This window comes from Sphingobacterium detergens, from assembly GCF_003610355.1.
In the GTDB taxonomy this organism is placed as follows: domain Bacteria; phylum Bacteroidota; class Bacteroidia; order Sphingobacteriales; family Sphingobacteriaceae; genus Sphingobacterium; species Sphingobacterium detergens.
In genome coordinates this window covers 1810232-1833969 of record NZ_RAPY01000001.1, presented here as the reverse complement: position 1 = coordinate 1833969, position 23738 = coordinate 1810232, and the positions used below count along the sequence as shown (strand labels likewise).

Genomic DNA, 23738 nt, shown 5'->3' with positions numbered 1-23738 from the left:
ATTATACTAAATACGAAACAAACTCCCGTTTATTGTCTGTCAAAAGGAATATTTGTTTGTTAACAAGAAAATAGATGTTGAAAAACTTTAAAGGTAACTGAGTTACTGCAACTACAGATTCAATTAACCTATCTTTTGTTGATCGAACTATCCGGATTTGATAGTGATTATCTTTGTTTTTTTCATAGAAAGCCCAAATAAAATAGTCATTTAAAGCACTTAGCCAAATTTCGTCATCTATTGTGAAATCTGTCAAAAAATGGGGTATTTGACCATTGTAGATTACTGGGTAGACTATCTGGCTGTCAAAAGGTTTAAAAGCCTCTTCCTTTTTGCCTTCAATGGACATTGTCTTTAGATCTAAAAACAATTGCATTCCTTGCGCGATCATTTTGGGCCGGAGCAGTATACCATCACCGACCATTTCGAGAAAAATGTAGTTAAACCAGGTCTCGTGTTGTTGTGGCTGATAACAGTCTATAATTTGGACACCAGCATCGATGGGTGAAGTGTCCGAGATCTTTTTTAGGATGAGTTTCTGACATTGAATTCCAGCCAACACCCACTCCTTGCTGATGGCTTTGAAGTCCTGAAGGACATAATCTCCTTCAAAAGAAATCACATTGAAATAGGGTAGTGTGTCTGTTGGATTTCTGGTCTCTACTGCAATCAGTCTATTCTCGGCATCGATCTCGATCCGCCAGATGGGATAAGTAAATAGAACATTGAATGCTTTTGAGACTGTCTGATTTGTCATGTGATTTTCAACCAAGAGGACAAATTTACTAAAAGCTTTTAAATTATGGCTGCTGGGATTGTAATAAATGAAAAACGTCCAGACAAGCTGGACGTTTTTTTCTGAGAAGAATCTCTTAAAATTTAGAACCTATTGTCAAAACGACATTTGTTCGTTGATTTTTTATATCTGCGACTGGGCTCATATTGTCAAAATACTGTTCATTTATAAGATAAGGGCTTTCTTTGTAATTGATGGCATTATAAGCTCCTGTCAAATCGATATACATCCCGCGCCCTAGTTTTGCGCCTATACCCAATGAAGCGGTATAGTTTGTATAATCTGCATTTTTGTACGGATTGCCGCTATAGTTGAAACCAGCCCTACCACTAAAAACATTGTCAAACAAGACCTCACCACCGATGCGCGCATTCAATGCACCTTGATAAGAATCTTTTATTTTTTGATTCATTTCTTTCTCCAAGGTTTTGTTATAGGAACCCGCATCTTTAAAACGCATTGCTGAATAATCTACCCATTCCACATCCGCGGTAATCAATCCTCGTGAGAAGACCTGACTAGCACCTAAAGAGAGTTTATAGGGGGTGTTCATATTATACTCCAGGTAGCTATGTCCAGCGTCATCACTGGTCCGGTACTCTTTAAAGGATGTATCTTCCTCCCGCTTGAAATAACGGAATTCCGAATTGCTATATGACTCATCTCTAATACTCATAAATGTCGGCGACTTCGCTGTAAAACCCATGCTGAAAGTCGGTGTGAACTTATAGATTACCCCCAATTTGAAGTCTACACCTGTACCGTCGGTTGCTTGTACATAGTCATCAAATAGTTCATAATCCTTGCCCAACATTTCATTCTTCTTGACATTTTTTGGATCTAAGAACGTGGAACCTGGATTGCGTTTTGCTAATTTTTCGGTAGACAATGTCCTGCCATATTCAGTAAACCAGCTTGAATTGTCATAACTAAAAGCAGTAAAACCTAAAGCAGCTCCTAAGTACAATTTATTGCTATAGTTGGCACCAAAGGATAAAACGGATTCGGATTTGCTGCCTTTCTCAAGGATAGAGTTTACCTGATCAAAGCCATCCTTTCCATTAAAATTATCAAAGTCAGTAATGGGGAAATACCTTCCTTTATTGTCTGTTTCTTCATCAAATAATAAAGAGTTACCGTAAACTTCCTGGCCCCAACCACTCAATCCTCCGGGAGCAGATAGACGGTCTGAATAGGCATCTGTTATCGAACTGGTATTATTAACACCTTTATATTCCAGCAGGTTATTGTAGACATAATTGCGGTTGTAAGCAATACCAACATTGAAGTTCAACCAGCCTTTCTCCAAATTTCCACCATTTCGGTAAGTAGGTAAGTGAAAGACGATGCCGGCATTATCCAGATTGAAATTGTTTTTGCTGCTATTTGTATTCTGTCCGAAATAATCTGTTTTATTTTTATTATTAAGGTATCTACCTGTTACCGAAATGTCTGATTGGTTAAAATACCCCAAACCAGCCGGGTTGCTGGTAATTGAACTAATATCACCACCCAAAGCGGTTGAAGCATTTCCCATGGCTTTGAAGCGAGCAGTACCACCATTGTCCCCTTGGGAAAATAAAAGCACATCTTTCGTGTATTGCGCCTGAGCAGTCCCTGCTGCACCGATTAAAAATGCAGTTCCAAAAAGTAATTTTTTGATTGTCATATGCTAAAATATCGTCTATAATAAGCAGTAGCACACAGGGTAATGTATGCTACTGTAATAAGCTATTTTTATGATTAGCGTGTACGTCCACCGCTGGATCTGGTGCTACCACCACCGCCGCCACCAGAGAATCCGCCACTGGATCTGGTGCTACCGCCACCAGAGAAACCTCCACTAGAGCGTGTCGATCCACCATCATAACTTCTTGTTGGAGGAGTATAGGATGGTCTTGATGTCGAACCTGGATTGCTTGAACGAGTTTCCATGGAACGGCTCATTGGACGAGAAACATCACCTGAACTTGAACGGGTTCTTGAAGTTCCATTGGAGCTCCGCATAGTTGGGTAAGTTCCATTAGATCTATCCGATGATCGTGTTCTGCCACCATCTGTATAACCGCCTCTTGTTGAGATACCGTCCGAAGACCTTGTTCTACCATTTGATCTGTCATAGGAAGAAGAACTACGTGATATAGAACCATCAGATGATCTAGTTCGGCCACCGGCACTTGATCGCGTGTTAGCGACTGATGTAATACGTCCCCTGGAATCCCGGGCTACACCAGTACGGTCATAATTTCCCGAACTTCTGGTGCGGGAAGAAGAGGTCCGTACATTATAGTTGTCTCTATAAGCTGATCGAGATGAAGCATAATAAGGTCTTGAATTGCCCCAATAGCCACCGCCCCAATAACCGTTACCATGCCAGCCAGATCCCCAGTAGCCGCCGCCATACCAGCCACCCCAAGGGTGATAGCCGCCATACCAAGGGGATCCCCAACCCCAGCTAGAACCCCAGCCCCAGCCAAAACCAAGAGACCATGAAGAACCCCAGCCTGAATTCCAACCCCAGCCTAAACCGAAGGATGGACCATATCCGTACATACCACCAAAACCATAGCCATACCATGGATCGAAGAATGGATCAAAATAGGTCATGCCAGGGGACGCATAATAAAACCTGTTTATACGATTTGCATATTCTAGATCTTCGTAGGAATCATTGTTATAATCCTGGTCTGAATATTCGTCATCATAGTAACCGCCTTGAGCCTGTCCTCCTTGTTGAACCTGATCCGCATCTGTGTAATAGTAATCTGGACTTTGATAGACTTTCTGTCTAGCTTGTCCATTATTGCCATAGACATCGTCGCCATAGATTTGCCTGCTAGTACCGCAGGAACCTAACATAAATGCTCCTGTCATGGCAAGTGCTCCGATAAATAATCTATTTTTTTTCATAATATCCTAAATCGTTATTTTCGATTATACAGCCTTATTTACTATCTTAGACGCAAATTTCTCGAGGGGGTTTAATCGAAGTAATCAAAAATACAAATATTTTTTATTGAACGCTTTTTGTATTGGAGATACAGACGAGATTTAACGTAATAATGTTACAATAATTTATCAATTTCATATGAGTAAAGGAATAACAAGTCGTGCAGAAGATTATTCGCAATGGTACAATGAACTTGTGATCAAAGCTGATCTGGCTGAAAATTCAGCTGTACGGGGCTGTATGGTGATCAAACCATACGGATATGCTATCTGGGAAAGAATGCAAGCAATCTTAGACAAAAGATTTAAAGAAACAGGCCATAGCAATGCTTACTTCCCTTTATTCATACCCAAGTCGTTTTTTTCTAAAGAAGCTGCCCACGTGGAAGGCTTCGCTACTGAATGTGCTGTGGTCACACATTATAGATTGAAAAACGATGGTACCGGTAAGATTGTGGTGGATGAAGATGCAAAGTTGGAGGAAGAGTTGATTGTACGTCCGACTTCTGAAACGATTATATGGAATACGTATCGTGGTTGGATCGAATCTTATCGTGATCTGCCAATTTTGGTCAACCAATGGGCAAATGTGGTTCGTTGGGAAATGCGTACACGTCTTTTCTTACGTACGGCAGAGTTTTTATGGCAGGAGGGGCACACAGCACACGCAACTCGGGAAGAGGCTATTGAAGAGACAGAACGTATGCTTGATGTCTATGCTGAATTTGCAGAGAATATTTTAGCGGTACCTGTTGTACGCGGACGTAAAACTGAAAACGAACGTTTTGCTGGTGCATTGGATACCTATTGTATTGAGGCTTTAATGCAAGATGGTAAAGCTTTACAGGCGGGGACATCGCATTTCCTTGGACAGAATTTCGCAAAAGCTTTTGATGTAAAATTCACCTCTAAAGAGGGGAAACTTGAACATGTATGGGCAACATCATGGGGTGTTTCTACCCGTTTAATGGGTGCTTTGATTATGGCGCACTCTGACGATCAAGGGTTGGTATTGCCACCAAAATTGGCGCCAATTCAGGTTGTTATTGTCCCGATTTTCAAAACTGAAGAAGAAAAAGCGCAGATAGATGCATTCGTAAATCAGTTAACAAATGAACTGAAGGTAAAGGATATCTCGGTCAAATATGACGACCGCGATACACAACGTCCGGGCTTTAAATTTGCTGAATGGGAATTGAAAGGTGTGCCAGTGCGTGTCGCTGTGGGAGCAAGAGATCTGCAAAATGGAACAGTGGAGTTAGCACGTCGCGATACACAAACAAAAGAAACTGTCGCTCAGGAAGGATTGGCTGGAAATATTGAACAGTTGTTGCATGAAATACAAGAAAATATTTACCAAAAAGCGCTAAACTTTAGAACATCTCATTTTACTGAGGTGAATTCATACGATGAATTTAAAGAGGTTCTGGAAGGTAAGGGAGGATTTATTTCTTGCCATTGGGATGGAACAACAGAAACTGAGAAGCGTGTGAAAGAGGAAACAAAAGCCACAATCCGTTGTATTCCTTTGGATGCAAAAGAGGAGGAAGGTGTTTGTATCTTTACTGGTAAACCGTCTAACAGACGCGTTTTATTTGCAAAAGCTTATTAATATCTCGACCTTATGCGGATACTCATTTTAGGATGTGGATGGTTGGCAGAATCGTTTGCCATGGATATGAAACATCAGGGACATGAGGTCTGGGCAAGTACAACCCAATATGAAAAATACCATCGGCTTAAAACTGATGGTATTTTTTCGTTTATTGCTGACTTTGATAAGGGTCGTGTGTTGCCTGATGTGCTTATGCCGGGCCAGTTTGACTTTGTATTAAATAGTATTCCTGCCAGCCAAAAAAATAGTGTTTCTGGTTTAGAAACTCGTTTTTCGAATATTAAGGAATTTCTTGAAGATATCCAATGGACCAAACAAGTGTTTTTAAGTTCCGTTGGGATTTATCCGGATAAAGATGTTGTCTATCGTGAATTAGATTCAGCTGGAATTGAATTTTCCGAAAAACTTTTTTTGGCTGAGCAGTTCATGTTGCAGCTGCCCAATACTTATGTATATCGACTTGGGGGCTTATTTGGTAAAAATCGCATTTTTGCTAAATACTTTGCCAATCGTATTTGCACAACGGGTGAACAGCCGGCCAATTTTGTCCATCTCGATGATGTTGTGCAGTTGATTATGTTGGCTTCTATTAAGGATCTAAGTCATCGTGTTTACAATGTTGTGGCACCGATGCACCCCAAGAAAAAGGATGTCATCCTGGCCTCTGCGCAAAAGTATGGTTTCGATCTGCCATTGCAATTTGACCAAGGGGATCATTTTCAAAAAGTAGTCTGTGGAAGCCTGCTTCAAAAGGAGCTGGATTACCATTTTATTTGGCCCAATCCCTTGGAATTTTGAATTTGTTGAAATCCAAAAACTTTATCTTTTTAGAATAAAGTATAATTTGCTTTATAGAGAGTATAAATAATTAAATAATTTCATTATTTTAACGTCAGTTCTGCTAGGGAAATTTGTATAGAATATCGAAAGCTAAAAATCCAGCATTGGTTTTTTAGTTGATATTTTATATTTTCTAATGTATCTGTATGGATAAACAACTGGTAGATTTAATATTTTAGCGCATATAAAAGAACCATGACAAACGTAGAGCGACATCAATATATTTTAAAACAATTAAAAGAGGTAGGTATAGTCCAAGTGATTGACCTATGTGAGGAACTGGGCGTGTCTTCTGTTACCATCCGAAAAGATCTTACACTTTTGGAGGAGAGTGGTTTGCTTTTTCGGACCCACGGCGGAGCGACACAATACAATCCATATACGACGGATCGGACGGTATTTGAAAAAGAGAAACTTCGCTCGGACGATAAAAGTAGAATCGGGAAGAAGGCTGCTGAGATGATTGAGGAAAATGATTCGATTATTATTGCTTCCGGAACAACAATGCAATCGTTGGCCAGGCAGATTGTACCGAAAGGAAATATCACTGTGGTAACTTCAGCGCTGAATGTTGCCATGGAGCTAATTAAATACCCATCAGTTGAAATTATGCAGATGGGAGGTACATTACGAAAAACTTCTACTTCAGTCACTGGAAAATATGCTGAAAATTTACTGCATGATTTTTATTGTAGTAAGTTGTTTTTAGGGGTGGACGGAATAGATCTGGAGTATGGTGTGTCAACATCCAGTGCGCAAGAAGCCCAATTGAACCGTATCATGATAGATACAGCTCAAAAGGTCGTTGTGCTCGCTGATTCGTCCAAATTTGGAAGACGTAGTTTTGGGCGAATTTGTGGCTTCGAAAAAATCGATATTTTAATTACAGATGATAAAGTGAGTGCCGGATTTGTGGAATCGTTAGAGAAGTCCGGTGTGCATGTCGTGGTTGTCTAGTTTCCTATTTATCGCTTCGGCGATGAGTTAATAAGGAACAGTTGTCGCGAGTATACAGCAAACTTTGTTATAGAAATATCTAATTTGATAATGTTTTTGCGAAGATACTATAAACAGAAAGGCTTCTTAATCGAGTAAGAAGCCTTTCTGTTTATAGTATAATTTATCTTTAGCTGAGCGCGGGCTCTTGCTGACTCAAGCAATGAAAACTACCCAGTCCCCAGATAATGTCTACCGAATTAATTCCGATAACTTTTCGTGTCGGAAAGCATTCCTGAATAATATCCAATGCTCTTTGGTCATTAGCGTCATTGAAAATTGGAACAACGACAACATCATTTGCGATATAAAAATTTGCGTATGAGGCCGGAAGTCTGGTGTCCTCGTAGATCACTGCTGCTGGCATCGGTAGTTCAACGATATTAAGCGATTCTCCGTTTAATAATCTGAAGGAGCGAAGTGTTTCTAGATTTTCCTGGAGGATGGCATAATTTTCATCTTCCGGATTTTCTTCGACAACAGTTAAAACAGTGTTTTCATTGACAAAACGTGTGATGTCGTCAATATGGCCATCTGTATCGTCTCCAATGATTCCGTCGCCTAGCCATAATACCTGATCTTGTCCATAGAATTCTTTGAGGTAAGTCTCAATCTGTTCCTTTGTATAATCAGGGTTTCTGTTTTCATTGAGCAGACATGCAGTTGTTGTCATCACAGTTCCGGCTCCGTTGAATTCGACAGAACCACCCTCCATAACGATATTCGGTGTGAACAAAGGAAGGTTGAACTCTTTGGCTATCCGTGTAGGAACGACATCATCCAGATCGAAAGGCGGATACTTGCCACCCCAGGCGTTATAGCCCCAGTCAACAACAGCTTTGGCGCCTGAATTTTGATTGATCAGGAAAGCGGGGCCATGATCTCTACACCAAGCGTCATTGGTTGGATTGAAATAAAATTCAATATTGCTAAAATCGGCTGTTACTTTTTTCAGTTCTGCGATGGCGAATGCCTTCATATCTTCGTCAGCAACATTAATTCGGACTTTCTGTCCAGCAGCAACAGTTTTAATAAACTCGCAATAGGGCTGGTATATGGTGTCAATTTTTCCAGGCCAAGATTCCTCTTTATGAGGCCAGCTCAACCACAAAGCTTCTTGTTTTGCCCATTCCGCGGGAAACGAAAAACCTTGTTTTTTTGGGGAGTTATCAAAATATGCCTGTGTGAAAGTGCTTTCTTGTTCCATGCTTTAAAATGTAAAAAGCCATTTTAATCTGCTCTTCTTTTGATAAATTACAAGATTAAAATGGCCAATATGATTTGATATTAGTCTTCGTCGATAAAACGTTTGGTGATTGGAGAATATGTCTCAATTCTACGATCTCTCAGGAATGGCCAGTGTTTTCTGAAATAGTCGGATTCAGCGAGATCTAGTTCAACTACTTCAATTTCTTCTTTATCGTGGGAAGCGAGGTACAACAGTTTACCTTGTCCATTTGCTACAAAGCTACCGCCCCAGAATTTCATGGCACCATCCTGTTCAAATCCGACACGGTTGACAGATACTACTGGTACACCATTTGCCACAGCATGAGAGCGTTGAATGGTTTGCCAAGCATTGTATTGATCTTTGTTGGTTTCTTCGTCCTGATCTGTAGCCCAGCCAATCGCGGTAGGGTAAAATAAAATTTCGGCACCCATTAATGCGGTGATCCTTGATGCTTCCGGATACCATTGGTCCCAACAGATTAATATACCTATTCTACCAAATTTTGTTTTAAATACTTTATAGCCTAGGTCACCCGGAGTGAAATAGAATTTCTCATAAAATGCTGGATCATCTGGGATATGCATTTTACGGTATTTGCCTAAATAGGAGCCATCAGCATCTAATACGGCAGTCGTATTATGATAAAGACCTTCAGCTCTTTTTTCAAATAATGAAGCGATAATAACGACTCCTGCTTCTTTTGCAACAGCGGACAGGGCATCTGTGGATGGACCAGGGATAGATTCAGCCAGTGCGAAATTGTCATAATCTTCTACATCGCAGAAATATAAAGAGGTAAAGAGTTCTTGCAGACACACAATTTGCGCACCTTTTGCAGCGGCTTCTTTTACTTTAGCGATAGCTTTTTCGAGATTCTCTTGTTTGCTTGCGGTACAGCTCATCTGTACAACTCCAACTTTTACTTTGCTCATTCCTTCATGCTTATTTAATTCGAGCACAAAGATACTATTCTTAATTTAGATTTGATTGTCGAGACAAACAAAAAGAGCTCTTAGAGCTCTTTTCTTAATCTTGCGACTGGTATGTTTAAAGCTTCGCGATATTTGGCTACCGTTCGACGAGCAATATTGTAACCTTTTTCTTTGAGAATTTCGGTCAATTTCTCATCGGCAAGTGGTTTGCGCTTGTTTTCTTTCGCAATACACTCTTCGAGTATTTTCTTAACCTCTTTATTTGAAACCTCCTCTCCGGAGTCTGTTTGTATTGCCTCGGAGAAAAATGATTTTAATAGAAATGTTCCAAATTCCGTTTGTACATATTTAGAGTTTGCTACACGGGAAACGGTTGAGATATCCATGTCGATCTTATCGGCGATATCTTTTAAGATCATGGGTTTCAATTTACGGTCATCTCCGGTAAGAAAATAATCGTATTGGTACTCCATGATCGCATTCATTGTCTTGAGCAGTGTCTGTTGGCGTTGTTTGATTGCATCAATAAACCATTTTGCTGAATCGAGCTTTTGTTTGACAAACTGTACCGCTTCTTTCATCTTTTTATCCTTTTGATCGGATTTTTCGTAATGTTCAAACATGTGCTGATAGTCCCGGCTTATGCGAAGTTCTGGTGCATTACGTCCATTCAGGGTTAAATGTAGGATGCCATCATTGTTGCTGATATGAAAGTCTGGGATAATATGGAGTTGTTTTCCGGCTACAGCCCCTGAGTCACCCGGTTTAGGGTTGAGCTTTAAGATTTCATTAACGACATTTTTCAGATCCTCAGAAGATATGCCTAACGATTTCTCTAGTTTGTCATAGTGCTTTTTTGTGAACTCATCCAGATAATTGGAGACAACTTTTATAGCAAGTTTGATGGTCGGGTTGTTCATGTCTTTCTTTTGTAATTGTATCAAAAGACATTCTTGTAAATCTCTTGCCCCAATACCTGCGGGTTCAAAATCTTGGATCACTTTTAGCATTTCTAATACCTCATGCTCTTCGGTCATTACATTTTGACCGAAGGCCAGGTCATCTACCAGATTGATGATCGGACGTCTTAAGTAGCCGTCGTCATCTAGACTGCCGATAATCTGTTGGCCCACTAAAAAGTGCTTATCATCTAAAGCGAGAAGGTCTAATTGTTGTTGTAATTGTTCATAGAATGAATGTTGAATAGCAACGGGCATTTCTTTTCTTTCATCATCGTCATCACCGTAATCATATCCATTTCCGTAATCTTTGTAGTCGTCTTCTTGTATATAGTCCTCCAAACTGAAATCATCTGAATCGAATCCTTCTTCGTTGTCGAAGTTGTCATCCGGATCTTTATCTGGATATTCTTCTATTGGATCGGTCATATTAGTCAAGCTACCATCTTCTAATGCGGGGTTTTCTTCTAATTCTTCTTTTATTCTGGCATCTAATGAAACTGTTGGTACCTGCAACAATTTAATAAATTGAATTTGTTGTGGAGACAGTTTTTGTAATAGCTTTTGTTGTAATGTCTGTTTTAACATGCTAATAGTTGACTAGTTTACATCTAAATTTAAACAAATATCATTATTATTTTAAAATAAAATAGATAATAAATCAAAAGTAGGTATAATATTTGCGGAACCCATCGGCTAACTTATTGATCTAAACAATGTCCTTCTTCATTTTTTTTGCTGTTTTAATTCCATAAATTGAAAATAGCAAGTTTTGTACGGGGTATTTTTGCCGAATGTCTCTGCCTGAATACATGTTGGTTTTTTATTGTTAAAAAATGTAAATAGTTGATTAGGGACATTTATTTAGTTGTATATTTAGCCCCTGAAACAGATATAAACGCATATTGGGCGGGGGATAAAACCTTTTGTTGATTCAATATGTTGAATATAAGATAAATTTCCATTTATGTTTAGACGTATTAAGAATCGGATTCTTCGTTATCTCGTTATTGCAATATATTTCGTTATAGTTTTGGTTTGTGCTATACAACTTAATTTTTTGTGGCTTTTTGGCTACTCGCCTACAAAAAAAGATATCATTATGCCAAGTGTCAATATTTCGACAGAGTTGTATACTGCCGACAGTGTATTGATTGGGCGATATTTTGACGAGGATAGAAATCCAATCCCTTTTGACAGTATTCCTAAAACTGTTATTAATGCATTGATCGCAACAGAGGATGTGCGTTTTTATTCGCACAATGGTGTTGACTTTTTGGGACTTGGTTCGGGGATTGTTTCAACATTAAAAGGGGATAAGCGTGGGGCGAGTACGATAACGCAGCAGCTTGCAAAGAATCTTTACCGCACCCGTTATAATAAGGCCGGGGGGCTATTGACACGTTTGCCTGTTGCGGGCTTGGTTGTTACCAAATTTAAAGAGTGGATGACTGCTTATAAACTGGAACAACGGTATACGAAGAACCAAATTTTAGAAATGTACCTCAATACAGTTTCTTTTAGTAATAATGCGTATGGAATAGAAACCGCTGCAAAACGTTATTTTTCAAAAGGAGCAAATCAATTGAATCAAAATGAAGCGGCTGTATTGATCGGTATGTTAAAAGGAACGACCTTATATAATCCGATCAGAAATCCGGAAAAAGCATTTGACCGCAAAAACACGGTATTGAGCCAAATGCATAAGGGGGGCTTTCTGAAAAAAGAAGAGTATGATGCGTTGGTTAAGGAAAAGATAATTTTGAATACCAATAATCAAGATGTAAATGCTGGTGGGGATTCATATCTGCGTACAGCTGTGGCTAAATGGTTGGAAAAATGGTCCGAAGAGAATAATTACGATATCTATACCGATGGTTTGAAGATTTATACAACCATCAACTCCAAGCTTCAGAAGCACGCTGAGGAGGCTGTAGCAAAACAGATGGCTGAATTACAGCAACGTTTAAATAATACTTGGGATGGTCAGGAGCCTTGGCGGGATCTTTCTGGAAAAGTGATCCCAAACTTTTTGGAGAATTTAGCTAAGAAAACACCTTATTATGAGTTTCTGAGTAAAAAATATGCCAATACTCCGGATAGCATCAACTTCTTCTTAAATAAGAAGAAAAAAATGGAAGTCTACAATTGGAAGGATAAGGGTAAGATTGAAAAGGAAATGTCTACAATGGATTCCCTGAAATATTATGCGATGATGTTGAATGCCGGGATGATGTCGATGGATCCTTATTCGGGTGAAATTAAAGCTTGGGTAGGAGGGATAGATCATCAATATTTTAAATACGATCACGTGATGCAGGCGAAACGACAAGCGGGTTCGACATTTAAACCTTTTGTTTATTTGGCAGCTTTAGAGTCTGGGATGTCACCTTGTGATAAGATTACGGATAAACCTGTTACAATAAAGATTGATAAAGGGGATTCTGTTGAAGTATGGGAGCCTAAAAATGCGGATTGGAATTTTTCCTATCGGGAGATGTCTTTGCGTCATGCGATGGCGAGATCCATCAATTCGGTTACTGTTCAGTTGACGGATATGGTGACACCTGCAAAAGTAGTGGATGCCGCTCAGCGTTGTGGTATTACAAGTAAACTGAACCCTGTGGCTTCTGTTGGATTGGGCCCTAATGATGTATCAGTATTTGAGATGGTCAACGGTTACTCGACGATGATGAACCATGGCGAGCGAGTTACGCCAGTACTGGTTTCTAAAATTGAAGATCACGATGGAAATGTGATTGCTACTTTTCAGGCGGAGCGCAAACAGGTGGTCGATAAGCAAGATGCTTGGTTAATGACCTATATGTTGCGTGGTGGGATGGAAGAGCCAAGAGGTACATCGCAGGGTTTGTGGGAATGGGATCTTTTTGATAAAGAAAATGAAATTGGCGGGAAGACTGGAACTTCTTCAGAATATGTTGATGGTTGGTATATGGGGGTGACCAAGGATTTGGTCACTGGAATCTGGGTTGGATGTGATGAAAGAAGTATACACTTCAAGAATTCACATACTGGGGAAGGTTCGCGGACGGCTTTGCCTATATTTGGTGTGTTTTTGGAATCTGTTTATAAGGATAAGCAATTGGGCTATACACAGGGCAAATTTCCAGAATCTACAGTCGAAATTACGAAATCCTATAAATGTGAGACACCGCGTTATAGTGAGCCGGAACCAGAACAAAGTGATTCAACAAATGTTGAGGAACAGACGGACGAGGGTTTTATTGGACCTGAAGAAGAGTCTACTGAGGGGGCTACCGAGCAAAATAACAATGGTGGTAGTGTCGGTGAAAACACAGGGGCGATGGAGAATACCTCGTCAACTTAAATTTAGTAAAAGCGTTTATCCTCTTTTGGATCTATAACAGCATAACAAATAACAAGCTGCCTAATGAAAATTGGGCGGCTTTTTTATTTCTATTATGTATTGTTAGGCCGCGTAATTGGTGTTTTCTTTTGGGTAAGCATGGTGTTGCTGCGGGTAGAGGTTATTCCAATTCGGATTATTCTTGCGAATAACTCGTTCTATTTGCATACGTGTGAAATTTTGCAATTCGTTCATTCTCTTTTTTGCACAGGCTAATTTTGAAAAAGCTTCAGAATAGATGATTCTGTTTAAATGCGGACCCTGTTGAAGAATAAAGCTATTGGCTTGTTGAAGCTCCACTACAGTGCTAAACATATTGGATGTGAAGTCGATTTCGAAGTATCTTCTATTGTTGTCTGTTACTATATATACAATAAAATTGCTCATAATGCTAAATTATTTGGATGTTTGAATTTTATTTACTAATTTTATTGGCACAATATTACTAATAAATTTAGTTTTTGCAAAATATTTTTTTGAAAAAATAATATGTCAAATATTTCGTCCAACTTGAAATTCCTTCGAAAAGGAAAGAAAATTACGCAGCAGCAATTTGCTGATATCATGGAGATTAAGCGCGCTTCTGTTGGTGCTTATGAAGAAGATAGAGCGGAGCCTAAATATGAATTGCTAAAAAAAATTGCCGAGTTTTATGGGTTAACCATGGATGAATTGGCGAATGATGTGATTGATGAGAAGTGGAAGCCGGTACCTAAAAGCAATGCATCTAATCTCAGGGTATTGAGTGTGACTGTTGACGGCAATGACCGCGAAAACATTGAGCTCGTACCGGTTAAAGCAAGCGCGGGTTACCTGAATGGCTATGGTGATCCGGAGTATGTCGCTGAGCTTCCAAAATTTTCATTACCCATGTTTGGACAGGGTACTTTTCGGGCTTTTGAGATTAAAGGTGATTCGATGTTGCCTTTGCCCTCAGGATCCATTATTGTGGCGGAATATGTCGAAAATTGGCATGACATAAAACCGGGACATACTTATGTCGTTGTATCTCGGGAGGAGGGAGTTGTCTACAAGCGTATTGCCTTTAAATTTAAAGAGGATAAAGGTTTAAAGCTTGTTTCTGATAATAAAACCTACGAACCATACTGGGTTGAGACCCCTGATATTTTAGAGGTGTGGCGGGCGAAAGCTTTTATTAGTACTCAACTGCCGGAGCCAACTCCTGAGCCAACAATGGAAACATTAACCAGTATGATGGCACAGATGCAAAAAACAATTAATGCAGTCGTTGATAATTCAAAATAATAGAAAAATACTTCCGTTGCTGTTTGGGTATTTGTTTTTTATTTTATAAAATACTATATTTGCATATCTGAAAGGAAGGGGGCTCGTATTGCCCCCTTTTTTTAATACAATTAATTTAGCATTCTAGGCAGTAGAACAATGCAAGATGTAGAAAAAAGAGTCATTGAACTCATAGCGGAAAAAATAGCAGATCGCGAGGATTTGTTTATTGTTAGTGTAAAGATGCGTCCAAATAAGATTTTGGAGATCCTCTTAGATGGGGATAACGGTGTTAGTATTGATGATTGTGCGCAAGTGAGCCGCCATGTCGGTTTTCATTTGGAGGAGGAAAATGTCGTTGATAATGCCTATCGTTTGGAGGTTTCGTCTCCGGGTATTGATTCAAATTTCGTCAATAATCGGCAGTATCAAAGAAATATAGGTCGTACTGTACAGGTTAAGTTGGACGATAATACGAAAATTGAGGGAACGTTATTGGCGGTGGATGAAACAAAGATCAGCATTCTTCAAAAAGTAAAAGAAAAAGGTAAAAAAGCGCAAGAGGTGGAAAAAGAACTTCCTTTTGATCAAATAAAAGCAACAAAAGTGGTAATTTCATTTTAAAAATAATGAGTAACAGCAACATCAATCTGATAGACTCTTTTCAGGAGTTTAAAGAGTTTAAGAATATCGATAGACCTACGGTCATTACAGTATTGGAAGAGGTTTTTCGTAGTATGATCCGTCGTCGTTTCGGTACGGATGAAAATGTGGATGTTATCGTGAATCCAGATAACGGGGATTTGGAGATTTGGAGAACGCGTGTCGTTGTTGAGGATGAATTTTCTGAGGATGATGATCTTGAAATCGAGTTGGCGGAAGCGAGAAAACACGATGAGGACCTTGAAGTAGGCGATGATTTTATCGAACAGATCACTTTGGAAAGCTTTGGACGTCGTGCTATTTTGGCTGCTCGTCAAACGCTTGTTTCTAAGGTATTAGAACTTGAGAAAGACGAAGTCTTCAAAAAATATAAAGATAGAGAAGGGGAATTGGTTATTGGTGAGGTTTATCAGATCTGGAAGAAAGAGATCTTGGTGTTGGATGAAGATGGCAATGAGTTGATTTTGCCTAAATCAGAGCAAATCCCTGCTGATTATTTCAAAAAAGGCGATGGTATCCGCGCGGTAGTTCATAAAGTGGATATGATGAACAACAATCCAAAAATCATTATCTCACGTACTGCACCAGCGTTTTTACAACGTTTATTTGAGCTTGAGGTTCCTGAAATCTTTGATGGTCTGATTACGATCAAGAAAATTGTCCGTGAACCAGGGGAGCGTGCTAAAGTGGCGGTTGAGTCTTATGATGACCGTATCGATCCGGTTGGAGCCTGTGTGGGTATGAAAGGATCACGTATTCATGGTATCGTTCGTGAATTGCGTAATGAGAATATTGATGTTATCAATTTCACTACAAACCATTCGTTATATATCGCACGTGCTTTGAGCCCTGCTCGGATCAGTTCAATTAAGATTGACGAAGAAAACAAAACTGCTGCTGTATACTTAAAATCGGATCAGGTTTCGTTGGCAATTGGTCGTGGTGGACATAATATTAAATTGGCTGGTAAATTGACTGGTTATGAGATCGATGTTTATCGTGAGAATGATGAATTTGATGAGGATGTGGATATCGAAGAATTCAGCGATGAAATTGAAAGCTGGGTTATTGATGAATTGAAGCGTGTAGGTTTGGATTCTGCAAAATCTGTTTTATCACTCAGCGAAGAAGAACTTGTTAGACGTACCGATTTGGAAGAAGATACCATTCGTGATATCCTACGTATATTGCAAGCTGAATTTGAATAAAATTCAGCCTGTTAATTTTTTTCTATCTAACATTCGGAATAAATTGTTTATGGATGGAAAAAAACATATTTTTGTAATTATATTAAAATAGTTTATATTATAGATGACTGAAGGAAAAGGAACAAACTTGCTTAAAGCAGCAAAGGAACTCAACATCGGGATACATACTGCCGTGGAATGTTTAGTGAAAAAAGGATATGATGTAGAAGCAAAGCCTAACACTAAATTGAGCGGAGAGATGTATGGTGTGCTGTTAAAAGAGTTTCAGGGAGACAAATCACTGAAAGATGAAGCTAAACAAATTGTTATTGGCAAAATTCGTCGTGAGGAGTCGCCGTCCACTTCTCCTAAAGAATCGTCTAGAAATGAGGATTTTGAAGAACATGAGGAGCCAAAAGAAATCTTGGTTAAGAATACTGTAGAAATCCCATCTGTCAAAGAAGTCACTCCTGCCAAGCCTGAGGAACCTGTTCATCAAGGAGGTATGAAAGTGGTTGGCAAAATTGATCTTGATGCCTTGAATAGAGGTGGTCACAAGGGTAAAAAAGAGGAGCCTTCAAAGGAGGAACCTAAAGTTACGCATGACGCACCAGTAGAGACTAAGGTCGTAGAGAAAGTAATAGAGCAGAAAGAAGCCGAAGTTAAAGCTCCGGTCATCGAAGCGAAAAAAGAAGAACCAAAGGTTATAGAGCAAAAAGCCGAAGTAGTGGCACCTCGGGTGGAAGCTCCCAAACCTGAAGTAGATAAAACTGAAGTAAAAGCAACTCCGGTTGTAGAGACAAAAACCGAACCTGTGAAGGTAGAAGAAAAGAAAAAAGACGAAACAGCACCTAAAGCTGCTGTACCAGTAACTCCAAAAGTGGAGCCTGTGAAAAAAGAAGGCGATGATATTATTTCTGCTCGTGCAGAAAGATTGACAGGTCCTAAAGTAATTGGTAAGATTGAATTACCTTCTGCTAGACCTTCGCACAAACCTGTGGCATCATCTTCAAATGCTGGAAACAATAATGAGAAACGTAAGCGTAAGCGCACGAATCCTAATGGTCCAGTAAATCCGAATGCGGGACAAGGTCAAGGTCATAACAACCAGAACCGTGGTCCTCGTGATGGAAACAATAACCACAACCGTGACCAACAAGGGAACAGAGGTGGCAATCAAGGAAACAACAACAATCCGAACAACCGTCCGGGACAAAACAACCAGCATCCAGGCAGACCGGGGCAAGGTGGAAACAACCAGCACCAAGGTAGACCAGGACAAGGTGGAGCAAGACCACAACATGGCCGTTTTGACAATAGAGGGAAAGGAAGACCTGTTGAGAATAAAGAGGAACCTTCTGAAAAGGAAATCCAAGATCAAATCAAAGCAACACTTGCTCGTTTAAGTGGAGCGGGTAAATCCGGTAAGTTTGCACAACGTGCGAAGTTGAGACGTCAGAAACGTGATGATGTCGCTCAACATGCGGAAGAAGCTGCAATGGAGCAAGAGTTGATGGCGAAGGTATTGCGTGTAACAGAATTTGTTACTGCAAATGAGCTCGCAAATTTGATGGACGTTCAAGTCACACAGATTATCGCAACTTGTATGAGTTTAGGTATGTTTGTGTCTATCAACCAACGTCTAGATGCGGAAACTTTGACTATAGTAGCAGATGAGTTTGGCTATCAAGTTGAATTTATTAAACCTGAAGATGAGGAAACTGCGGAACTGGAAGAAGCAGATACTGAGGCGAATTTGGTGCCTAGAGCTCCAATCGTAACCGTAATGGGACACGTTGACCACGGTAAAACATCTTTGTTGGATTATATCCGTAAAGCAAACGTTACTTCTGGTGAAGCCGGTGGTATCACCCAACATATTGGTGCATACGCGGTGAAATTGGATGATGACCGTAAAATTACATTTTTGGATACACCGGGTCACGAAGCCTTTACGGCGATGCGTGCACGTGGTGCCAAAGTAACAGATATCGTTATTATCGTTGTGGCGGCGGACGATGCAGTCATGCCACAAACGAAAGAGGCGATCAATCACGCGCAAGCAGCAGGTGTACCAATTGTCTTTGCATTTACGAAAGTGGATAAACCGGGTGCAAATCCTGATCGTATCCGTGAGCAGCTTTCTGCGATGAATATCTTGGTTGAAGATTGGGGTGGTAAATTCCAAGCACAGGAGATCTCTGCAAAAACTGGGGAAAATGTTGATCTTCTTTTAGAAAAAGTTCTTTTGGAAGCTGAAATGTTGGATTTGAAAGCTGATCCGAAAAAACGTGCTGTTGGTTCGGTGATCGAGGCAGCGTTGGACAAAGGCCGTGGTATTGTAACTACAGTATTGATCCAAGGTGGTACTCTTCGTGTCGGAGATCCAATTTTGGCAGGTTCGCATTCTGGTAAGGTGAAAGCACTAACCAATGAAAGAGGTGAACGTGTTAAAGAAGCGGGACCTTCTGTACCTGTACAGATTTTGGGTATGGCTGGAGCACCTACAGCTGGGGATAAGCTTTATGTTCTTGAAAGCGAATCTGAAGCTAGAACGGTAGCAAACAAACGTCTTCAGTTACAACGTGAACAAGGTATGCGTGCAACGAAACATATTACCTTGGATGAGATCGGCCGTCGTTTGGCTATCGGTAACTTTAAGGAACTTAATATTATCGTGAAAGGTGATGTGGATGGTTCTATCGAAGCATTATCAGATTCATTGTTGAAATTGTCAACAGATGAGATCCAGGTGAATATTATCCATAAATCAGTAGGTGCGATCTCTGAATCCGATGTATTATTGGCATCTGCTTCTGACGCCATCATCATTGGTTTCCAAGTACGTCCAACACAAAATGCACGTAAATTGGCTGAGAATGAGCAAATCGACGTTCGTCTATACTCTATCATCTATGATGCTATCGAAGAGATTAAATCTGCGATGGAAGGTATGTTGGCTCCGAAATTTGAAGAGAAAATTGTTGCTGAGGTTGAAATCAGAGAAACATTTAAAATCTCTAAAGTGGGTACCATTGCGGGATGTATGGTTAGAGAAGGTAAAATCAATAGAAATAATGATATCCGCATAATCAGAGAGGGTGTGGTTATCCATACAGGTAGATTGGCTTCCCTGAAACGTTTTAAAGACGACGTGAAAGAGGTTGCACAAGGTTACGAGTGTGGTTTGAATATTGACCGTTTCAACGACATCCAGGTAGGTGATATCGTAGAGGCTTACGAACAAGTAGAAGTAAAACGTAAATTGTAATTTTCGATTTACGACATAATAAAAAAGCGTTGATGAAAATCAACGCTTTTTTTGTTTTAGCGCTCGTATAGCTCTATCGGAAGTTGATCGGGATCGGCAAAAAAAGTGAACCTTTTTTGTGTTAGTTCGTCGATCCTTATCCCTTCATGTACGATACCTGCCTGTTCTAATTTATGTATTTCTGTATCCAGATTATCGACTTCAAAAGCTAAATGTCTTAAACCAGCAGCTTCAGGAAAACTCGGTCTAGTAGGGGGAGAGGGAAAGGAAAATAGTTCAATGATGTAGGTTTCGTTGAGTTTTAAATCCAATTTGTATGAATCCCGTTCTAGCCGATAATGTTCCTGCCAGATTTCAAGGCCGAGGACCTCGGTATAGAATTTTTTTGACCGCTGATAATCGCTACATATGATCGCAATATGGTGTATTTTGTTTAAGCTTAATTTCATTTTGCTCTTTCGTATTGTTTTGGCCAGTGGATATCTACGGATAATTCTTTTGCAAAGTGTAATGGAAGATGTGGATCATCTAAAAAACTCCGAGCGATCATAATTAAATCCGCCTGATCTTTCTCAATAATATCGGCGGCCTGAGTCGCTGTTTTAATAATGCCGACAGTAGCAGTTTTGCTTCCGGTTTTCTCTTTGATCGCGAGGGCGAATGGAAGTTGATAGGCGGGGCCAACATCAATTTTTTGATGGGAAACTGCTCCACCACTCGATACATCAATGATATCAACTCCCTGCTCGGTCAAGAGCTGTGATAGCGCTATGGATTGATTCAGATCCCAGCCATCCGGTGCCCAATCTGTCGCAGAAATACGTACCCATAAACTTTGCGTCGATATTTCCTGTTTTACCCTTTTGATGATCTCCAGCAAGAAGCGTATTCTATTTTCAAATGGACCACCGAACTGGTCTGTTCGTAGGTTGCACAAAGGGGAGAGAAACTGATGGATGAGGTAACCATGTGCTGCGTGGAGTTCGATGATTTCGTAACCAGCTTGAATAGCTCTTTTGGTAGCTTGTCCAAACTGTTCAATGATTTCTTCGATCTCATTTGTTTTAAGCTCTTTGGGGACGTAATCTGTCGAATGGAAAGCCAGTGCCGATGGAGCGACAGTTTGCCATCCTAGGGCTTCTGAAGGGGCAAATTGACCACGACCAAGCCAAGGTTTGTTGCTACTGGCTTTGCGACCTGCATGCGCGAGCTGGATACCGGGGATCGCATTATTTGCTTTGATAAAAGCTGTTATCTCTTTTAGTTTGTCAATATGTTGATCATCCCATATCCCAAGGTCTCCATAGCTGATTCTACCTTCGGGTGCCACGGCTGTTGCTTCCTGAATGACTGCTGCTGCGCCTCCAATGGCAAATTGACCGAGGTGGACAAGATGCCAGTTGTTTGCAAAACCATCTTCAGCAGAATATTGGCACATAGGGGAAACGACTAAGCGATTTTTCAGGTTTAAGGAACCGATGTTTATCGATGAAAATAGTTTACTCATAATTTTCTTGTTTATTTATATTAGACCGATGTAGTGGGCTCCTGTCTAAATATGGTCGTGATAAGCTCACAAATAATTCTATTGCGAGCCTTCAGGGTTGTAAAAGGCTCACAATAGTGGTTTTTATGGATTTGTAGACCATAAAGAGGCTGATTTTAACATCGCTCTTCTAGGCAATTTTAAATTCGCGATAATTAGTTCCGCGAAATCTTCCGGTTGTAATACTTTTTCGGGGTCGCCGTCCGTCAGACCGAGATCTTTGGACATATCCGATGCAATGGTACTTGGCATTAGGGTACAGACTCGAATGTTATTTTTACGTACTTCACGCATCAATGAATCTGCAAATCCAATAACACCAAATTTTGAAGCACTATATGCTGAGGTCGTAGCTGCACCATTCAATCCAGCTGTAGAAGAGACCATGACAATATCACCCTGATTTTTTTCAATTAGTTGTGGCAGGACAGCTTTTGTAACAAAATAGGTTCCCAATAGATTAACATTGATAATCTCAGTCCAGTCTTGCACGTCCATATCCATTACAGAGGAGAAGGAAGATATACCCGCATTGTTGATAAGAATATCAAAGTGGCCAAAGGTTTCATTGAGATTATTAATTCCCTGCTGTACCGCTTCGTTATCTGACACATCAAATACAGCATAAGTAACTTGTGTGCCTAACGTTTTAAGCTCATCGGCAGCCAGCTTCAATGCTGTTTCGTTTCTTCCTGTGATCGCAACGTGTACGCCTTCTTTAGCTAACGCAACAGCAATGGCTTTCCCAAGCCCCTTTGCTCCACCTGTCACTAAGGCCCTTTTTCCTGTTATATTTTCCATAGTATAAAAGTAAGCATGATCTCATGAATTACTGTCAAATGAACCTCAAAAGACAGCCTATTTCACTTTTTTAATGATATTTTCTATAATCGGATAGGTATTGGCCCGCACTTCATCAAATTGATCTACAGGACGCCATTCTGCCTTTGTAATGTCTTCAGCTGTTTGTGGTATTAATTTCGGAACTTTATTAACGCCCATTTCATACCAATTGGTTGCCTTTAATACAAATTCTCCATTACGTAGATAGTATGTATGGTAGGATGTGATGATTTTTTTACCTAAATAGTTGATTTTAATACCACATTCTTCTTCTACTTCACGTACAGCGGCTTCTTTCATCTTCTCATTGTCTTCCACTTTGCCTTTCGGAAGGTCCCATTTACCCAAGCGGTAGATAAAAAGGTAATCACCATCACCATTTTTAACCAATCCACCAGCAGCTTTAATGATTTTTAACTTGCTTTTTAGGTTTTGAAATACCGTTTCGAAATCTCTATTAACGTAGAGATATGTCTTTGGAACTTTATCAATTTCAGATTGTTTGAAAAGTTTTTGAAGTTCAATGTCTTGAATACTAATTGTTTGCGTGTTTTCGGTTTTCGAAGGAACAAAATCGGCTAAAATTAGCACGGTTTCGTTCATATAAATTTTATAAATTTGCGCCATGAATAATTTAAATGAGGTTGAACAAAAAGTTGCTGAATCCTTATTGCAAATTAAAGCAATAAAATTGCAACCTAAAAGTCCTTTTACTTGGGCATCGGGTTGGAAGTCTCCAATTTACTGTGATAACCGTATCACTTTATCTCATCCAGCGATACGTACGTATATTCGTCAGAAGCTTTCTAAGCTTATTCAAGAAGAGTTTGGATCTGTAGATATGATTTCTGGAGTAGCTACGGCAGGTATTCCACAAGGCGTGTTGGTAGCACAGGATTTGGGCTTACCATTTTCTTATGTTAGAAGCTCAGCTAAAGATCATGGACGTCAAAACATGATCGAAGGTGAAGTCGTTAGTGGGCAACGTGTAGTTGTGGTTGAAGATCTAATTTCGACAGGAAAAAGCAGCTTGATCGCGGTCAAAGCATTGCGTGAAGCGGGTTGTAATGTTGTTGGATTGGTTTCCATATTTACGTACGGATTACAACAAGCGACTGATAATTTTGCTGATGCAAAATGTCCTTATTTCAGCTTGTGTAACTACGATGCGCTGATTCAAGTCGCAGCTGAAAATGGCTATGTCTTGGATGAGGATGTTGAAATTTTGAAAAAATGGAGATTGAACCCTGAAGGATGGGGTGAAAATTTTCAATAAA

At 39.9% G+C, this 23738-nt stretch carries 20 protein-coding genes; 9 read left to right on the top strand and 11 right to left on the bottom strand.

The features are described 5' to 3' along the window. Window position 1 precedes the first annotated feature (1 nt). The 3 genes from DFQ12_RS08045 to DFQ12_RS08035 all read right to left on the bottom strand — a co-directional run bounded on the left by DFQ12_RS08045 (window position 2) and on the right by DFQ12_RS08035 (window position 3706). Window positions 2–757 carry a hypothetical protein gene (locus tag DFQ12_RS08045; RefSeq protein ID WP_120258434.1) on the bottom strand — a complete coding sequence of 252 codons (756 nt, stop codon included), beginning with the start codon at window positions 755–757 and terminating at the stop codon, window positions 2–4. Between the two features lie 115 nt (window positions 758–872). Then, window positions 873–2465 (bottom strand): OmpP1/FadL family transporter, encoded by a 1593-nt coding sequence (locus DFQ12_RS08040; RefSeq protein ID WP_120258433.1) that lies wholly within the window; start codon window positions 2463–2465, stop codon window positions 873–875. A 74-nt stretch (window positions 2466–2539) separates the two neighbouring features. Beyond that, on the bottom strand, window positions 2540–3706 hold the full coding sequence (locus tag DFQ12_RS08035; RefSeq protein ID WP_120258432.1) for a hypothetical protein: 1167 nt from the start codon (window positions 3704–3706) through the stop codon (window positions 2540–2542). 178 nt (window positions 3707–3884) lie between these two features. On the opposite strand from DFQ12_RS08035, the gene proS reads away from it, so the two are divergent. The 3 genes from proS (at window position 3885) to agaR (ending at window position 7157) form a co-directional block, all read left to right on the top strand. Further along, on the top strand, window positions 3885–5357 hold the full coding sequence (gene proS, locus DFQ12_RS08030) for a proline--tRNA ligase (RefSeq protein WP_120258431.1): 1473 nt from the start codon (window positions 3885–3887) through the stop codon (window positions 5355–5357). 12 nt (window positions 5358–5369) lie between these two features. Continuing rightward, window positions 5370–6158, top strand: coding sequence for a Rossmann-fold NAD(P)-binding domain-containing protein (locus DFQ12_RS08025; RefSeq protein WP_120258430.1), 789 nt, complete (start codon window positions 5370–5372; stop codon window positions 6156–6158). 237 nt (window positions 6159–6395) lie between these two features. Then, window positions 6396–7157 carry a transcriptional repressor AgaR gene (gene agaR, locus DFQ12_RS08020; RefSeq protein WP_120258429.1) on the top strand — a complete coding sequence of 254 codons (762 nt, stop codon included), beginning with the start codon at window positions 6396–6398 and terminating at the stop codon, window positions 7155–7157. A 169-nt stretch (window positions 7158–7326) separates the two neighbouring features. On the opposite strand, the gene DFQ12_RS08015 is transcribed toward agaR, so the two are convergent. From DFQ12_RS08015 to rpoN, 3 genes are all read right to left on the bottom strand, one after another. Further along, the gene (locus DFQ12_RS08015; protein WP_120258428.1) at window positions 7327–8403 is read right to left on the bottom strand and encodes an agmatine deiminase family protein; all 1077 of its coding nucleotides are present in this window, start codon (window positions 8401–8403) and stop codon (window positions 7327–7329) included. A gap of 80 nt (window positions 8404–8483) precedes the next feature. Beyond that, window positions 8484–9359 (bottom strand): carbon-nitrogen hydrolase, encoded by an 876-nt coding sequence (locus DFQ12_RS08010; protein ID WP_120258427.1) that lies wholly within the window; start codon window positions 9357–9359, stop codon window positions 8484–8486. Between the two features lie 80 nt (window positions 9360–9439). Further along, window positions 9440–10906, bottom strand: a complete 1467-nt coding sequence (rpoN, locus tag DFQ12_RS08005; RefSeq protein WP_120258426.1) for an RNA polymerase factor sigma-54 — start codon at window positions 10904–10906, stop codon at window positions 9440–9442. A 514-nt stretch (window positions 10907–11420) separates the two neighbouring features. On the opposite strand from rpoN, the gene DFQ12_RS08000 reads away from it, so the two are divergent. After that, window positions 11421–13667, top strand: a complete 2247-nt coding sequence (locus tag DFQ12_RS08000) for a penicillin-binding protein 1A (RefSeq protein ID WP_341867854.1) — start codon at window positions 11421–11423, stop codon at window positions 13665–13667. A gap of 102 nt (window positions 13668–13769) precedes the next feature. Here the strand turns inward: DFQ12_RS08000 and DFQ12_RS07995 are convergent, their stop codons facing one another. Next, window positions 13770–14093 carry a GIY-YIG nuclease family protein gene (locus DFQ12_RS07995; protein WP_120258424.1) on the bottom strand — a complete coding sequence of 108 codons (324 nt, stop codon included), beginning with the start codon at window positions 14091–14093 and terminating at the stop codon, window positions 13770–13772. Window positions 14094–14195: 102 nt separating this feature from the next. Here DFQ12_RS07995 and DFQ12_RS07990 point away from each other — a divergent pair, with 102 nt between their 5' ends. The 4 genes from DFQ12_RS07990 to infB all read left to right on the top strand — a co-directional run bounded on the left by DFQ12_RS07990 (window position 14196) and on the right by infB (window position 20072). Next, entirely contained in the window at window positions 14196–14972 is a 777-nt protein-coding gene (locus DFQ12_RS07990; RefSeq protein WP_120258423.1) for an XRE family transcriptional regulator, read from the top strand. A gap of 138 nt (window positions 14973–15110) precedes the next feature. Then, window positions 15111–15575 carry a ribosome assembly cofactor RimP gene (gene rimP / locus DFQ12_RS07985; protein ID WP_120258422.1) on the top strand — a complete coding sequence of 155 codons (465 nt, stop codon included), beginning with the start codon at window positions 15111–15113 and terminating at the stop codon, window positions 15573–15575. Window positions 15576–15580: 5 nt separating this feature from the next. Beyond that, window positions 15581–16822 carry a transcription termination factor NusA gene (gene nusA, locus DFQ12_RS07980; protein WP_120258421.1) on the top strand — a complete coding sequence of 414 codons (1242 nt, stop codon included), beginning with the start codon at window positions 15581–15583 and terminating at the stop codon, window positions 16820–16822. A gap of 103 nt (window positions 16823–16925) precedes the next feature. Next, window positions 16926–20072 carry a translation initiation factor IF-2 gene (gene infB / locus DFQ12_RS07975; RefSeq protein WP_120258420.1) on the top strand — a complete coding sequence of 1049 codons (3147 nt, stop codon included), beginning with the start codon at window positions 16926–16928 and terminating at the stop codon, window positions 20070–20072. A 56-nt stretch (window positions 20073–20128) separates the two neighbouring features. Here infB and gloA2 read toward each other — a convergent pair whose 3' ends face one another. The 4 genes from gloA2 to DFQ12_RS07955 form a co-directional block, all read right to left on the bottom strand. Beyond that, window positions 20129–20521, bottom strand: coding sequence for an SMU1112c/YaeR family gloxylase I-like metalloprotein (gene gloA2 / locus DFQ12_RS07970; RefSeq protein WP_120258419.1), 393 nt, complete (start codon window positions 20519–20521; stop codon window positions 20129–20131). Then, window positions 20518–21579: an NADH:flavin oxidoreductase/NADH oxidase gene (locus DFQ12_RS07965; protein WP_120258418.1), complete on the bottom strand. Its 1062-nt coding sequence runs from the start codon at window positions 21577–21579 to the stop codon at window positions 20518–20520. The genes gloA2 and DFQ12_RS07965 overlap by 4 nt, the downstream gene beginning before the upstream one ends. Window positions 21580–21702: 123 nt before the next feature. Continuing rightward, window positions 21703–22419 carry a 3-ketoacyl-ACP reductase gene (locus DFQ12_RS07960; protein ID WP_120258417.1) on the bottom strand — a complete coding sequence of 239 codons (717 nt, stop codon included), beginning with the start codon at window positions 22417–22419 and terminating at the stop codon, window positions 21703–21705. A 57-nt stretch (window positions 22420–22476) separates the two neighbouring features. After that, on the bottom strand, window positions 22477–23088 hold the full coding sequence (locus DFQ12_RS07955; protein WP_120258416.1) for an NUDIX domain-containing protein: 612 nt from the start codon (window positions 23086–23088) through the stop codon (window positions 22477–22479). Between DFQ12_RS07955 and pyrE the strand changes: the two genes are divergently transcribed. Next, the gene (gene pyrE / locus DFQ12_RS07950) at window positions 23087–23737 is read left to right on the top strand and encodes an orotate phosphoribosyltransferase (protein ID WP_120258415.1); all 651 of its coding nucleotides are present in this window, start codon (window positions 23087–23089) and stop codon (window positions 23735–23737) included. The two genes, DFQ12_RS07955 and pyrE, sit on opposite strands and share 2 nt — an antisense overlap. The last annotated feature ends 1 nt before the right edge of the window (window position 23738 follow it).

Coding starts and splice junctions, on each gene's coding strand:
- DFQ12_RS08045 (WP_120258434.1), bottom strand. CDS start 757: ATGACAAATCAGACAGTCTCAAAAGCATTCAATGTTCTATTTACTTAT.
- DFQ12_RS08040 (WP_120258433.1), bottom strand. CDS start 2,465: ATGACAATCAAAAAATTACTTTTTGGAACTGCATTTTTAATCGGTGCA.
- DFQ12_RS08035 (WP_120258432.1), bottom strand. CDS start 3,706: ATGAAAAAAAATAGATTATTTATCGGAGCACTTGCCATGACAGGAGCA.
- proS (WP_120258431.1), top strand. CDS start 3,885: ATGAGTAAAGGAATAACAAGTCGTGCAGAAGATTATTCGCAATGGTAC.
- DFQ12_RS08025 (WP_120258430.1), top strand. CDS start 5,370: ATGCGGATACTCATTTTAGGATGTGGATGGTTGGCAGAATCGTTTGCC.
- agaR (WP_120258429.1), top strand. CDS start 6,396: ATGACAAACGTAGAGCGACATCAATATATTTTAAAACAATTAAAAGAG.
- DFQ12_RS08015 (WP_120258428.1), bottom strand. CDS start 8,403: ATGGAACAAGAAAGCACTTTCACACAGGCATATTTTGATAACTCCCCA.
- DFQ12_RS08010 (WP_120258427.1), bottom strand. CDS start 9,359: ATGAGCAAAGTAAAAGTTGGAGTTGTACAGATGAGCTGTACCGCAAGC.
- rpoN (WP_120258426.1), bottom strand. CDS start 10,906: ATGTTAAAACAGACATTACAACAAAAGCTATTACAAAAACTGTCTCCA.
- DFQ12_RS08000 (WP_341867854.1), top strand. CDS start 11,421: ATGCCAAGTGTCAATATTTCGACAGAGTTGTATACTGCCGACAGTGTA.
- DFQ12_RS07995 (WP_120258424.1), bottom strand. CDS start 14,093: ATGAGCAATTTTATTGTATATATAGTAACAGACAACAATAGAAGATAC.
- DFQ12_RS07990 (WP_120258423.1), top strand. CDS start 14,196: ATGTCAAATATTTCGTCCAACTTGAAATTCCTTCGAAAAGGAAAGAAA.
- rimP (WP_120258422.1), top strand. CDS start 15,111: ATGCAAGATGTAGAAAAAAGAGTCATTGAACTCATAGCGGAAAAAATA.
- nusA (WP_120258421.1), top strand. CDS start 15,581: ATGAGTAACAGCAACATCAATCTGATAGACTCTTTTCAGGAGTTTAAA.
- infB (WP_120258420.1), top strand. CDS start 16,926: ATGACTGAAGGAAAAGGAACAAACTTGCTTAAAGCAGCAAAGGAACTC.
- gloA2 (WP_120258419.1), bottom strand. CDS start 20,521: ATGAAATTAAGCTTAAACAAAATACACCATATTGCGATCATATGTAGC.
- DFQ12_RS07965 (WP_120258418.1), bottom strand. CDS start 21,579: ATGAGTAAACTATTTTCATCGATAAACATCGGTTCCTTAAACCTGAAA.
- DFQ12_RS07960 (WP_120258417.1), bottom strand. CDS start 22,419: ATGGAAAATATAACAGGAAAAAGGGCCTTAGTGACAGGTGGAGCAAAG.
- pyrE (WP_120258415.1), top strand. CDS start 23,087: ATGAATAATTTAAATGAGGTTGAACAAAAAGTTGCTGAATCCTTATTG.
- DFQ12_RS07955 (WP_120258416.1), bottom strand. CDS start 23,088: ATGGCGCAAATTTATAAAATTTATATGAACGAAACCGTGCTAATTTTA.